8 protein-coding genes are annotated in these 13,835 nt (G+C 56.3%); 1 reads left to right on the top strand and 7 read right to left on the bottom strand.

Features of this window, described 5'->3' with window-relative positions:
* Positions 1 to 148 precede the first annotated feature (148 nt).
* The 6 genes from phoH to LQK91_RS03380 form a co-directional block, all read right to left on the bottom strand.
* The gene (phoH, locus tag LQK91_RS03405; RefSeq protein WP_003852284.1) at positions 149 to 937 is read right to left on the bottom strand and encodes a phosphate starvation-inducible protein PhoH; all 789 of its coding nucleotides are present in this window, start codon (positions 935 to 937) and stop codon (positions 149 to 151) included.
* 571 nt (positions 938 to 1,508) lie between these two features.
* Complete coding sequence (gene efeB / locus LQK91_RS03400; RefSeq protein ID WP_105099086.1) at positions 1,509 to 2,786, bottom strand: iron uptake transporter deferrochelatase/peroxidase subunit; 1,278 nt, start codon at positions 2,784 to 2,786, stop codon at positions 1,509 to 1,511.
* Between the two features lie 2 nt (positions 2,787 to 2,788).
* Positions 2,789 to 3,904: an iron uptake system protein EfeO gene (efeO, locus tag LQK91_RS03395; protein WP_003852286.1), complete on the bottom strand. Its 1,116-nt coding sequence runs from the start codon at positions 3,902 to 3,904 to the stop codon at positions 2,789 to 2,791.
* Between the two features lie 55 nt (positions 3,905 to 3,959).
* The gene (gene efeU, locus LQK91_RS03390; protein WP_039660010.1) at positions 3,960 to 4,784 is read right to left on the bottom strand and encodes an iron uptake transporter permease EfeU; all 825 of its coding nucleotides are present in this window, start codon (positions 4,782 to 4,784) and stop codon (positions 3,960 to 3,962) included.
* 190 nt (positions 4,785 to 4,974) lie between these two features.
* On the bottom strand, positions 4,975 to 6,459 hold the full coding sequence (gene putP / locus LQK91_RS03385) for a sodium/proline symporter PutP (protein WP_033762713.1): 1,485 nt from the start codon (positions 6,457 to 6,459) through the stop codon (positions 4,975 to 4,977).
* A 15-nt stretch (positions 6,460 to 6,474) separates the two neighbouring features.
* Positions 6,475 to 6,792, bottom strand: a complete 318-nt coding sequence (locus LQK91_RS03380; RefSeq protein ID WP_128755129.1) for a hypothetical protein — start codon at positions 6,790 to 6,792, stop codon at positions 6,475 to 6,477.
* Between the two features lie 116 nt (positions 6,793 to 6,908).
* Between LQK91_RS03380 and putA the strand changes: the two genes are divergently transcribed.
* Positions 6,909 to 10,856: a trifunctional transcriptional regulator/proline dehydrogenase/L-glutamate gamma-semialdehyde dehydrogenase gene (gene putA / locus LQK91_RS03375; protein WP_105099085.1), complete on the top strand. Its 3,948-nt coding sequence runs from the start codon at positions 6,909 to 6,911 to the stop codon at positions 10,854 to 10,856.
* A gap of 1,886 nt (positions 10,857 to 12,742) precedes the next feature.
* Here the strand turns inward: putA and LQK91_RS03370 are convergent.
* On the bottom strand, positions 12,743 to 13,819 hold the full coding sequence (locus LQK91_RS03370) for an acyltransferase family protein (RefSeq protein ID WP_105099083.1): 1,077 nt from the start codon (positions 13,817 to 13,819) through the stop codon (positions 12,743 to 12,745).
* Positions 13,820 to 13,835 lie beyond the last annotated feature (16 nt).

Below are 13,835 nucleotides of genomic sequence, written 5' to 3'. Positions count from 1 at the left end.
TCCTGCGAGATATTTCATGCAACCGGTTTCATGGGAAAATGAGAGTGAAATCACTTATTAGATGAGAATGAATTCTTTTGAGGGATTGCCTGAAAAGAAAACCCGGCCGAAGCCGGGTTTGGGCGCTACACTTCTACTCAATCAAACGCTAGCTATACGCGTGCAGGGTGCGCTGACACAGCGCAGAACGCACACAATCCTCTTTGCCAAAGCGCACAATGCCAACCATCTCGTCCTCTTCAAAACGCGCCAGCGCGTCCGCGAGACCGGAAGGCACCCCAGCGGGCAAGTCGCACTGGGTAATATCGCCGTTAACAATGACTGTGACGTTTTCGCCCAGTCGGGTCAGGAACATTTTCATCTGCGCGGCGGTAACGTTCTGCGCCTCATCCAGAATCACCACAGCATTTTCAAAGGTGCGGCCTCGCATGTAGGCGAAAGGCGCAATCTCTACCTTGGCAATTTCCGGACGCAGACAATATTGCATAAATGATGCGCCAAGACGTTTAACCAGAATGTCATAAACCGGGCGGAAATAAGGGGCGAATTTCTCAGAAATATCACCGGGCAGGAAACCCAGATCCTCATCTGCCTGTAGTACCGGGCGCGTAACGATAATCCTGTCGATATCCTTATTAATCAGGGCCTCAGCTGCTTTCGCAGCACTGATCCAGGTTTTACCGCATCCGGCTTCACCGGTTGCGAAGATCAGCTGTTTCGTTCCTATGGCATTAAGATAGTGCGCCTGAGCTTCATTACGGGCCTCAATCGGTAACCGGTCACGCGTATCACGCGCCATGCCAATTGCATCCAGTCCGCTCATATGCACCAGCGAAGTGACCGACTCTTCTTCGCGCTGACGATGACTGCGAGAGTCACTGCGAAGCACTCTTCTTGCTTCACGACGCGCTTTGATCACTGCTTTCTGTCTTCCCATAGTGGCACCTTTCAGTTGGTTTCATTTCCCGCGCGAGGTCGTTGACCCGTGCGATTACGTGAACGCTTTAGAGGTTTCAGTTGGCTTCCTTTAGAGCCATGACAGGACAGGATAATGGGTATGCAGCAACACAATGACGTGGCTGAACACCGGATAAAACAGGATGCGATAAGACAAAAGAAATGGTTGAAGGAAGGGAGAAATAACGAGGCAGAATTGCCCTCGCGGTCAGGCGCAATTTATTTAGTGACAGTGACTTTCCATTAAAGACTCGACCCATTCGCGAACTCCAGTGTGATACATCAACACATACGATTACGCCTGATTAATAAATTGCACCATTTTGTTGGGCCTTTGCAACAGTAATTTTACCTGCTGGCAAAGGAATTGCTAATCGCGGGTAAGTATTTCTTTTAAGGCAAAATGTAAAATCATTATATTTCAGTTAATTACCATATTTTATATACACCCGGCACCCGGTAAATCTCAGTAAAAACTTAGCCAATAATACCTGAAAGTGGTAAACCGCGGGCGGCATGAGACAGGCCCGCCCGCATTGTTCAAAAATTAATCAAGCCTCCAGTAGCGACTGTCCTAAATAATGGCTGGCGTCGGCAACTCCGGGTAAAGCGAAAAAGTAACCACCGCCAAAAGGACGGATATATTCTTCCAGCGCTTCACCGTTGAGACGCTGCTGCACCGTGAGAAAACCACGCTCCAGATCGTGCTGGTAGCAGACGAACAATAATCCCATCTCAAGCTGCCCGGATGCAGAGATACCCGCAGAGTAGCTGTAGCCACGTCGCAGCATCAGGCTACTGGCGGTCTCAGGTGTGCGGGGGTTCGCAAGACGAATGTGCGCATCCAGTGCAATGACCTCACCATCCGGATCACGCGCGTAATCCGGCACGTCATGTTCATGCTGCATGCCCAGTGGCGCGCCGCTCAGCTTCTCGCGACCAAAGATAGTCTGCTGCTCACCCAATGGGGTGCGGTCCCACATTTCAACATGAAAGCGAATAAGTCGTACTGCCTGATAGCTGCCATTGCGCGCCCAGACAGGCTCATCCTGATCGGCGGTCACCCACAGCAACTGGTTCATAAGAGCAGGATTGTGCGTATCCGGGTTGGCGGTGCCATCTTTAAAACCCAGCAGATTGATCGGCGTCTCCTGCCCCTGACTGCGTGCCGCGTGGTCCGAGATAAAACCTTCGCGTCGCCAGCGTACACCCAGCAGGTCAGGCGTATGCTTGATGATGTCACGCAGAGCATGAATCACCGTATCCTGCGTGTTAGCACAAATCTGCAGCAGCAGATCGCCATGACACTGACTGGCATCAAGCGAATCATTGGGGAAGCGCGTCATCGGCTGCAATTTTTTCGGCTTGTGAGGCGCTAAACCGAAGCGTTCATCAAACAGCGAATGGCCGACCGACACAGTAATTGTCAGATTATCAGGCGCGATAGTCGCCCCAAGAATGCCGGAATCCATTGGCGGCAGTTGCGGATTAGTCACCGCAGGTGCCGGCCCTCCCGTGGTGAGAAAGGCGATACGCTGGGTCAGTAGCTGGAACAGACGCTTCAGCTCCGCTTTATCACTACTGAGCAAATCAAATGCCACCAGCATCATCGATGCCTGCTGGGGCGTCGTGATGCCCGCCTGATGTGGACCGTAAAACGGCTGCGTCTGCTGTCGCGCCTGCGGCGTTACCGTACCCGGCGAAAAGCTGTCCGCAGCAGCGGCGTGGAACGGACAACCGCCGCCGATCGCCGCCGCGCCGCCCAGCAGACCCAAACCTTTCAGTAAACGACGACGCGCAGGCTGCGCGTCATCTTCCTTACGACTCATGATTAATCCAGACCCAAAGTGCCACGAAGTAACGAAAGATCTTCCGCCAGCGCGGTGATCGGTCCTTTCAGCGCGTTACGGTCGGCGCTGGTCAGTTTCTCATAGGATTCGAAACCGGTTTTGGTGCGGTACTTGCTCAGGATTGCATCGACTTTTTTGAAGTTAGCGTCAACCTTAGCCTGCAACTGCGGGTTCGCTTTGCTCACCATCGGGCGTAGCAGCTCAACAATTTTCTGCGCGCCATCAATGTTGGCCTGGAAGTCCCACAGGTCGGTACGACTGTAGCGATCTTCCTCACCGGAGATTTTGCTGGAGGCCACTTCTTCAATCAGACCGGCCGCGCCGCCAACCACTTTAGCTGGCGGGAAGGCCAGTTCGCTGATGCGCACCTGCAAATCTTTCACATCTTTATTCAGCTTATCCGCGTAGTCCGCCATGCCTTTGGTGCTGTTATCCGCAAACAGGGCTTTTTCCAGACGGTGGAAACCGGTGAACTTAGGATCGGCTGCCTTCTTCTCGTAGTCATCTTCACGGGCATCAATGCTGCCGTCGAGATCGGAGAAAAGCTCAGCAATCGGCTCAATGCGCTCATAATACTGACGGGTCGGCGCAAACAGCGTTTTGGCTTTTTCCACATCACCCGCTTTAACAGCGTCAGTAAACGCCTGGGTGTTACTGACCAGCTGATTCACCTGATCCGTCACATACGCTTTATAGGCGGTGATCGGGCCTTCTAACTGCATACGCGCGGACGTGGTGCTTTTCGCCGTGCCCTCGCCCGCCTCAACAATCAGCTTGCCTTTAGGATTGCTCAGCAGACCACAGGTCATCTCATATTCGCCTGCTTCCAGATTGGCGGTCAGCTTCTGACTGAAGCCTGGCGCGATGTTCTCACGCTCTTCAACCACCAGCACGCCTTTGAGGATTTCCCACTCCAGCGCTTTCTGGCTGTTGTTTTTGATCAGGAACTGAGTCTTGCCGGCCTTGACCGTTAAGCTCATCGGCTCACACTGCTTGTCGTTGACACTAACGGTGACCTGAGGAACCGCTGCCGCAGCCGAAGCGGAGATCGCCAGCAGAGGAAGCAGCAGTGCCTTGCGGCGGAAACGCATTGTCATCTCGATATTCCCTGTTAAGTTGCCGGCGCGGCGGGCGCGCCTGTTAAATGTCTGATTACACCGTGGCCGACGCAGCAGGACGCGCAGGCATAAAGAACAAAATTAGCGCCGGGATCAGGTAGACGAAGTAAACGGTCACTTCACTCACGCTTGGGGCCTCCTGATATCCCAGAATCCCTTCCAGCAAAGTGCCGAACAGCGAATGGGTCGATAAAGTATTACTGAGGTCGAACGCCACATCCTGAAAGCGATTCCAGAGGCCCGCTTCGTGGAACGCACGAATTGCCCCCGCCGCCAGGCCCGCCGCAACAAATAAAATGAACACGCTGGTCCAGCGGAAAAAGTGCGCCATATTCAGGCGGATACCGCCCCAGTAGAGCAGCATGCCCAGCACCACCGCCGTTGCCAGCCCCAGCACCGCGCCAATCGGCGGCGCATAACCGACATCCTGAGTAAAGGCGGCCAGCAGGAAGAAGACAGACTCCAGCCCTTCACGTGCCACGGCCAGAAATACCATCAGCACCAGCGCCAGACCGCCACGGCCGGAGCGGTGCAGCGCCTGATCGACCGCCTGCTCAAGCTCAACCCGGATATTGCGTGCCACTTTGCGCATCCAGAACACCATTGAGGTGAGGATGACGACCGCAATCAGCGCCACAATACCTTCAAACAGCTCCTGCTCTTTTTGCGGGAATTCACCGGTGGTGGCATTGATGAACAGACCCAGGCCCAGACAGAGTGCAGCGGCGATAAACACGCCCGCCCACATCGCCGGGAACCATTGGGTGCGCTGGGTGCGTTTGAGATAGCTGGCTATCAGGCTGACTATCAGCGCGGCTTCAAGCCCTTCACGCAGCATGATGAGAAAAGGAACAAACATCGCCAACCTCTTGAATGTTAAGCAGCGTCAATAAATAGTAAAATCAGGTAAAGTGTAAACGATACCGATTATCATTATCGCTGCGAAAAAAACAAGTTACTGGCGGAGATAATTTCATCTTTGGGTGATTTATCTTTGTAACAAAAAGGCCCGCCCCTTTCGGGACAGGCCTTAAGGATTAACGCTTCGCTTATTTGGTCTGGAATTCTGCTTCTGCAGCGACAAAGCGCTGTTGCGCTTCTGCTGAAGGTTCACGTCCCATCAGGCTGAAGACCACGATCGCGATGCTGGCAAAGATGAAGCCTGGGATGATTTCATACAGTCCCAGCCAGCCATACTGTTTCCACACCAGCACGGTCAGCGCACCGATAATCATGCCCGCCAGCGCACCGTTGCGGTTCATGCGCTTCCAGCAGACGCCAAACAGCACGACCGGACCAAACGCAGCACCGAAGCCCGCCCAGGCGTAGCTCACCAGGCCCAGCACGCGGTTTTCCGGATTAGACGCCAGGGCAATGGCAATCAGTGCCACCAGCAGCACCATCAGACGCCCTACCCACACCAGCTCTTTCTGGCTGGCATTTTTACGCAGAAAACCTTTGTAGAGATCTTCAGTCAGGGCACTGGAGCAGACCAGCAGCTGACAGCTCAGCGTTGACATCACGGCGGCCAGAATCGCTGACAGCAGAATTCCCGCAATCCATGGGTTGAACAGAATACGCGCCAGCTCAATAAAGACGCGCTCAGCATTATCATTAACGCCCGTTGCCAGCGTCGGGTTGTTCTGGAAGTAGGCGATACCAAAGAAGCCCACCGCCACAGCGCCCGCCAGACAGAGCACCATCCACGTCATACCGATGCGACGTGCGGTACGGATTGAGCGATGTGAATCTGCCGCCATAAAACGCGCCAGGATATGCGGCTGCCCGAAGTAACCCAGACCCCAGCCAAGCAGCGAGATGACCGCCACGAAGTTCAGCCCCTTGAGCATGTCGAGATTTTCCAGGCTTTTCGCTTCAATCACTGCCATGGAATCAGACCAGCCGCCGACCGCGATAATCACAAACACCGGCGTCAGGATGAGCGCAAAAATCATCAGGCTTGCCTGGACGGTATCGGTCCAGCTTACCGCCAGGAACCCACCCACCAGCGTATAGAGGATAGTCGCCGCTGCACCCGCCCACAGAGCAGTCTCATAACTCATACCAAAGGTGCTTTCAAACAGACGCGCACCGGCCACCACGCCCGAGGCGCAATAGATAGTAAAGAACACCAGGATCACCAGTGCAGAGATGACACGCAGGATTTTACTGTGGTCTTCAAAGCGGCTTGTGAAGAAGTCCGGCAACGTCAGCGCGTTGTCATGATGCTCGGTCTGGACCCGCAGGCGACCCGCCACAATCTTCCAGTTCAGCCAGGCACCGATGGTCAGGCCAATCGCAATCCAGCTTTCAGAGATACCGGAGATGAAAATGGCACCGGGTAATCCCATCAGCAGCCAGCCGCTCATATCGGAGGCACCGGCAGAGAGTGCCGTGACCACGCTACCCAGGCTGCGGCCACCGAGGATGTAATCATCGAAGTTTTTGGTTGAGCGCCAGGCTATAAAACCAATCAACACCATCCCAAGAATATAAATCACAAAGGTCACCAGCATTGGTGTACTTACACTCATCTGTCTCTCCACTTATTATTTGATATCCCAGAGAAATCGCCAGCTACCCGCCAGCCGGAACGGGGCAAAGCGGGCCGATTTTTTCGTCAGGGCGTCAGTCATTTCCCAGCGGCGCGGTATCCTGCCGGAAAGGCGTGGCGCGCACAATGGATTTAACACAGGCGTTACAGTGATTTCACTAACCGTTTGTGAAAACGTGCTGATAGGTTGCACTCGCTCACAGTTATCCGGTTGCACCACGGAATTACCTGCCATAAAACCGCTTTTTATCAGGCTTGCCAACCTGGCGAGGATCTTGCAGCAATATCCATGCCGCTTTGAGAAATTTAACAATCGGCCTCATTTAAAGGGTGTTAACTGGCTCACATTTAACACGGTTGCACAAAGTTGCAACTTAAGTGATAGTGCAGCCAACGCCGTACCGAACCACTACAAGGAGCTCTGGAGTCATGGCTACAACCACCATGGGTGTAAAACTGGATGACGCAACACGTGAGCGCATCAAACTGGCTGCACAGCGGATTGATCGCACGCCACACTGGCTGATTAAACAGGCGATCTTTAACTACCTGGGCCAGCTTGAAAGCGGCGACGCCGTGCCGGAGATCCCGCTTTCTGCCCTGGCGGTCGCGGAGTCCGATGACACCCAGCCAGAGGAGTCGCACCAGCCGTTCCTTGACTTCGCAGAGCAGATTTTACCTCAGTCAGTGACCCGTTCAGCGGTGACCGCCGCCTGGCGTCGTCCGGAGACTGATGCAGTACCCATGATGCTGGAGCAGGCCCGCTTGCCGGCAGCGCTGGCAGAGAAAACCCATCAGCTGGCTTATCAGCTCGCCGACAAGCTGCGGCACCAGAAAGGGGCAACCGGACGCGCTGGCATGGTGCAAAGTCTGCTGCAGGAGTTCTCTCTCTCCTCACATGAAGGCGTAGCGCTGATGTGCCTGGCTGAAGCGCTGCTGCGTATTCCTGACAAGCCCACGCGCGATGCGCTGATTCGCGACAAAATCAGCAATGGCAACTGGCAGTCACATCTGGGACGCAGCTCCTCAATGTTTGTCAATGCAGCGACCTGGGGCCTGCTGTTTACCGGCCGCCTGGTTTCGACCCACAATGAGTCGAACCTCTCCAGCTCGCTTAACCGCATTATTGGTAAGGGTGGCGAGCCACTGATCCGCAAAGGCGTGGATATGGCGATGCGTCTGATGGGTGAGCAGTTCGTTACCGGTGAAACCATTGCCGAAGCGCTGGCTAACGCCCGCAAGCTGGAAGAGAAAGGTTTCCGCTACTCTTACGATATGCTGGGCGAAGCGGCACTTACTGCAGGCGATGCCAAAGCCTATCTGCTCTCTTATCAGCAGGCGATCCATGCCATTGGTAAAGCGTCGAATGGACGTGGCATTTATGAAGGACCCGGCATCTCCATCAAGCTCTCCGCACTGCATCCCCGCTACAGCCGCGCGCAGTATGAGCGTGTGATGGAAGAGCTCTACCCTATTCTGAAATCACTGACGCTGCTGGCCCGCTCTTATGACATCGGCATCAATATCGACGCAGAAGAAGCCGATCGGCTGGAACTGTCACTCGATATGCTGGAAAAACTCTGTTTCGAGCCAGAGCTGGAAGGCTGGAACGGCATCGGGTTTGTGATTCAGGCCTACATGAAACGCTGTCCGTTTGTCATTGATGAGCTGATTGATCTGGCACAGCGCAGCCGCCGTCGCCTGATGATCCGTCTGGTGAAAGGCGCGTACTGGGACAGCGAAATCAAGCGCGCCCAGATGGAAGGCCTGGAGGGCTACCCGGTTTATACCCGCAAGGTTTACACCGATATCTCTTACCTGGCCTGTGCCCGCAAACTGCTGGCGGTGCCAAGCCTGATCTATCCGCAGTTCGCGACGCACAACGCGCACACTCTGGCGGCAATTTATCAACTGGCGGGCAATAACTACTATCCGGGCCAGTATGAGTTCCAGTGCCTGCACGGCATGGGCGAACCGCTGTATGAGCAGGTGGTCGGCAAAGTGGCGGACGGCAAGCTTAATCGTCCCTGCCGTATCTATGCGCCGGTGGGCACCCATGAAACCCTGCTGGCCTATCTGGTTCGTCGTTTGTTAGAAAACGGGGCCAACACCTCCTTTGTTAACCGTATTGCTGATACCTCGCTGCCGATCGATGAGCTGGTAGCCGATCCGGTGACTGCCGTCGAGAAACTGGGTGCCAGCGAAGGCGCCATTGGCCTGCCGCATCCGAAGATCCCTCTGCCGCGCGAACTGTATGGCGATAACCGCGTTAACTCTGCGGGTCTGGATATGGCCAACGAACATCGTCTTGCCTCACTGTCCAGCGCCCTGCTGAGCAGCGCCGCACAGCCCTGTCTGGCCGAGCCGATTATTGAGGGTGAAGCGGGTGCTGGCGAGTTGCGCGATATCCTTAACCCGGCCGCACCGGGCGACCGTGTCGGTCAGGTTCGCGAAGCTACTGAGCAGGAGGTCTCTGTGGCACTGGATGCCGCCGTGAACAGCGGACCGATCTGGTTTGCCACGCCGCCGCAGGAGCGTGCTGCGATTCTGGAACGCGCTGCACAGCAGATGGAAGGCCAGATGCAACAGCTGATTGGTATCCTGGTGCGTGAAGCGGGCAAGACTTATAACAACGCTATCGCGGAAGTCCGTGAAGCCGTTGATTTCCTCTATTACTACGCCGGTATGGTGCGGGACGATTTCGACAACGAAACGCACCGTCCACTTGGCCCGGTGGTCTGTATCAGTCCGTGGAACTTCCCGCTGGCGATTTTCACGGGTCAGGTTGCGGCTGCACTGGCAGCTGGCAATAGCGTGCTGGCAAAACCGGCTGAGCAAACCCCACTGATTGCCGCGCAGGCGGTTCAGATCCTTCTGGATGCGGGTGTGCCGCCAGGCGTGCTGCAACTGCTGCCAGGCCAGGGCGAAACGGTCGGTGCACAGCTGACCGGAGATGATCGGATTCGCGGCGTGATGTTTACCGGCTCGACTGCCGTGGCAACCCTGCTGCAGCGCAATCTTGCCGGTCGCCTTGATCAACATGGTCGTCCGGTGCCGCTCATTGCGGAAACCGGCGGGATGAACGCGATGATCGTCGACTCTTCCGCGCTGACTGAGCAGGTGGTGATCGATATCGTCGCCTCGGCCTTCGACAGTGCCGGACAGCGCTGCTCTGCCCTGCGTCTGCTCTGTATTCAGGAAGATGTCGCCGACCATACGCTGAAGATGCTGCGTGGCGCGATGGCGGAGTGCCGCATGGGCAATCCGGAACGCTTCTCAACCGATATCGGCCCGGTGATTGATGCCGAAGCCAAAGCCAATATCGACCGTCATATTCAGGCGATGCGTAACAAGGGCTTCACGGTGTATCAGGCGGTGCAGGATAACCCGCAGGACAGCAAAGAGTGGAATAGCGGCACCTTTGTGAAACCGACGCTGATTGAGCTGAATCAGGTTAGCGATCTGGATAAAGAGATTTTTGGGCCGGTGCTGCACGTCGTGCGCTTTACCCGCAACAACCTGCCGCAGCTGGTTAATCAGATCAACGCCTCCGGCTATGGCCTGACGCTGGGCGTGCATACGCGCATCGACGAAACCATCGCGCAGGTGACGGCGAACGCCCGGGTCGGCAACCTTTACGTTAACCGCAACATGGTCGGCGCCGTGGTCGGCGTTCAGCCGTTTGGCGGTGAAGGCTTATCCGGAACCGGTCCGAAAGCGGGTGGCCCACTCTATCTTTATCGCTTGCTGGCCCATCGCCCGGATAGCGCACTGCGTCTGACCTTTGATCGTCAGGATGCCGAGCGCCCGGCGGACAGCACGCTCCGTCACTCTTTGCTGGCACCGCATCAGGCACTCAGCAACTGGGCTAAAGATAAGCCTGAGCTGGCTGAACTCTGCCAGCACTATGGCGAGCTGGCCCAGGCGGGCGTGGTCCGCCTGTTGCCTGGCCCGACCGGCGAACGTAACACTTTCTCGCTGTTGCCGCGTGACCAGGTGCTCTGTCTGGCTGACAACGAGCAGGATGCGTTAGTCCAGCTGGCTGCGGTCACCAGCGTGGGCAGTAAAGCGCTGTGGGCAGATGATGAGCTGCATCGCACCCTGCGGGCGGCACTGCCTGACGCCGTGAAAGCGCGTATCACGCTGGCGCGTGACCCATTAGCCCCGGAGTTTGATGCGGTGATCTATCACGGCGATGCCGATCAGCTGCGCACCCTGTGCGAACAAATTGCGGCGCGTGACGGCGCGATTGTGTCGGTGCAGGGCTTCGCCCGCGGCGAGACCAATCTGCTGCTGGAACGTCTGTTAATTGAGCGTTCACTGAGTGTGAATACTGCCGCGGCGGGCGGTAATGCGAGTCTGATGACGATTGGGTAGCGCTGAAGCTTAAGGGGGGTTCGCTGCGCGAAGGGGCTTGCAGCGGAGCTGAGGCTGTTAATGTTCGCTGCGCGAACGGGCTATCAGAGAGTTTCGTTCGCCTGGTGGGCTGGCATGTACCTGGTGTTCGCTGCGCGAACGGGCGCTGAGAAGGTTTCGTTCGCCTGGCGGGTTGGGGAGTTTCAGTTACGCCTCTGCAGGCGACCAACAAGGGGCGCCAGTCGCCGCGCCCCCTTGACCCCGGGCTCCGGCCTGCTTCACCGCCGCTTCACGGTCCCTTCGCTTCTTCCGGATTTCTCACGGACCGGCGGGACGCGCCCTCCCTGGCGCGAACCCGCCTCTTCGCGGCATCCCTGCCGCTCGTCCTGAAATCCCTCATCCGCTCAGCGGCTCTGACGGCCTCCCTCCCCGCCTTTAACTCTTCTTTTTGTGTTGGGTACGTCATCGCTTTAAGTCGGAAAAATTATCTATGGCTCTCTGCATGGAAGGAAGGATGGCCTTCTACCCTATTCGCTGGTATCTCTTATTTTTGTGTTGATCACGTCATCGCTGTAAGTCCGGAGGATTATCTGCGGCTCTCTGCCGGGCGGGAATAATGGCCTTCTACCCTCGCTGATATCTCTTATTTTTGTGTTGGGTAAGTAATTGCAGCAAGTCTGAAGGATTGCCTGCGGTTTAAGCCTGACACGAAAAATGCCCTTTCACACCATCCTCTGTTGGCTCTTCTTTTTAATGTTGATGCATTGCCGCTGATAGCTTTCAAAATTAGCTTTGGTTTTCAAACCACCAGACAACGCTATGTCCGATAAAAACCCGGATATTACAGGCGTGGGTTTAACAGAGGCATCCGAAGCGCTGAGGAACAACCGGAGGCCAGGAGGAGCCGACAGGACGTCGGCGAAAGGACGGAACGCGCCAGGGAAGGCGCGTCCGGACGGTCCGCAGGCCGCAGGGCGTGACAAAGGCACCCCGCAACGCGGGGCGTGCAGGCTGCCGGACGCCGGGATTGTTAAGGGGCGGGCGTACACCCCTTAACGCGTCCGCCTGAACGGGCAACCTGAAACTCCCCACCGCCTGGCGGGCGTAACCCGCTCAGTGTCAGCCCGCTGCAAAGCGAAACCAGCCAGCCCCTTCCCCCCCACTTTCAGCGGCCTTAATCCCCGAACCGGGCAAAAATCCCACCGGCAGGGGTTTACCAGAGGCATCCGAAGCGCTGAGGAATAACCGGAGGCAAGGAGGAGCCGACAGGACGTCAGCGAAAGGACGGAACGCGCCAGGGAAGGCGCGTCCGGACGGTCCGCAGTCCACAGGGCGTGACGAAGGGACCCCGCAACGCGGGGCGCAAAGGCTGCCGGACGCCGGGATTGTTAAGGAGCGGGCGTACGCCCCTTGACGCGTCCGCCTGCACGGACAACCTGAAACTCCCCACCGCCTGGCGGGCGTAACCCGCTCAGTGTCAGCCCGCTGCAAAGCGAAACCAGCCAGCCCCTTCCCCCCCACTTTCAGCGGCCTGAATCCCCGAACCGGGCAAAAATCCCACCGGCAGGGGTTTACCAGAGGCATCCGAAGCGCTGAGGAATAACCGGAGGCAAGGATGAGCCGACAGGACGTCGGCGAAAGGACGGAACGCGCCAGGGATGGCGCGTCCGGACGGTCCGCAGGCCGCAGGGCGTGACGAAGGCACCCCGCAACGCGGGGCGCGCAGGCTGCCGGACGCCGGGATTGTTAAGGGGCGGGCGTTCGCCCCTTAACGCGTCCGCCTGCACGGGCAACCTGAAACTCCCCACCGCCTGGCGGGCGTAACCCGCTCAGTGTCAGCCCGCTGCAAAGCGTACCCTGCCCGCTTCCAGGTGGAAGCTCCCGCACACCTTGCCGCAAACCGACTTTCATCCCCTGCCATGCGCCCGCTTAACCAGTGTTGGAAATACAAACAGCGACTGCCCCACGCCGCGATTGGTCAGCGACCAGATAGCCACAGAGCAGAGCGAACACAGACCGACTATCGCCACCGGATAGAAGCAAGCCCAGAGAAACGAAAACCACGCCTGCTCAAACAGATGATGACGCTGCGCGAAAAGAATCGCAGACATACCAAAGAACTCGATGAAGATACGATGGATAACGTAAATCTGCAGTGTATTGCGGCCAACCCAGTTGAGATAGCGCATGCTAAAATGCTGATTCAGCCAGCGGCACGCGGCAATACTGAACAACACAGCCAGTACGCACAGGAACAGACTCTTATCCAGACCGAAAATCACATGAATCCCGGCAACCGCTGCCAGTAACGCCCAGGGCATCAGATTCTCGCGCCGCCACTCACTCAGGCGCAGCATGGTCTGACTCCAGAACGCACCTAACAGGAAGAACAGGAAATATTGGGCCAGACTCTGGGGACCCCAGAATGGAATCACTTTTTCCACCGCCAGATAATTCAGCAGGATCGCCACCACCACCAGGGCCAGCTTATATTGACGAAAAAATTTGGCACAGAGAAAATAGAGCCCCAGCCCATACAAATACCATGATGTACTCATGGCCATAAAGGTCAGTTTCAGGAACTCGAATAGTGAACCCGCATAGGCAGCATTCAGATTCTGGGAAATACGCTGGCCGGTAATTTCAGTAGAGATGCCTATGATGGACCACCACTGAATAAAGCCCCACAGAATGTAGAGATAAAAGAGATTGGTAATACGACTGGTAAACACCTGTTTCCAGGGCCGGTTAATAATGCCATTCGTCGCCAGCAATCCTGAAACAAAGAAAAAGGCGGGCATACGCAGCGGCGACAATACCGTATTAAACTGTATCCATATTTCGGCAGGAATCCATCCGGCAGTGAGATATTTCATGGTTCCTTCAAAGCCGGGTAAAACCGTGTGGTACAGGACCACCAGCAATATGCAGGCGCCCTTAAGGGTATCTACCCATAATATCTGGTCTGACTTAGTCTGGCTCATTCAATGACTCCTGCTG

Source organism: Pantoea sp. MHSD4 (assembly GCF_021043305.1).
Taxonomy (GTDB): domain Bacteria; phylum Pseudomonadota; class Gammaproteobacteria; order Enterobacterales; family Enterobacteriaceae; genus Pantoea; species Pantoea eucalypti.
This window is presented reverse-complemented; position numbering and strand designations above follow the sequence as displayed.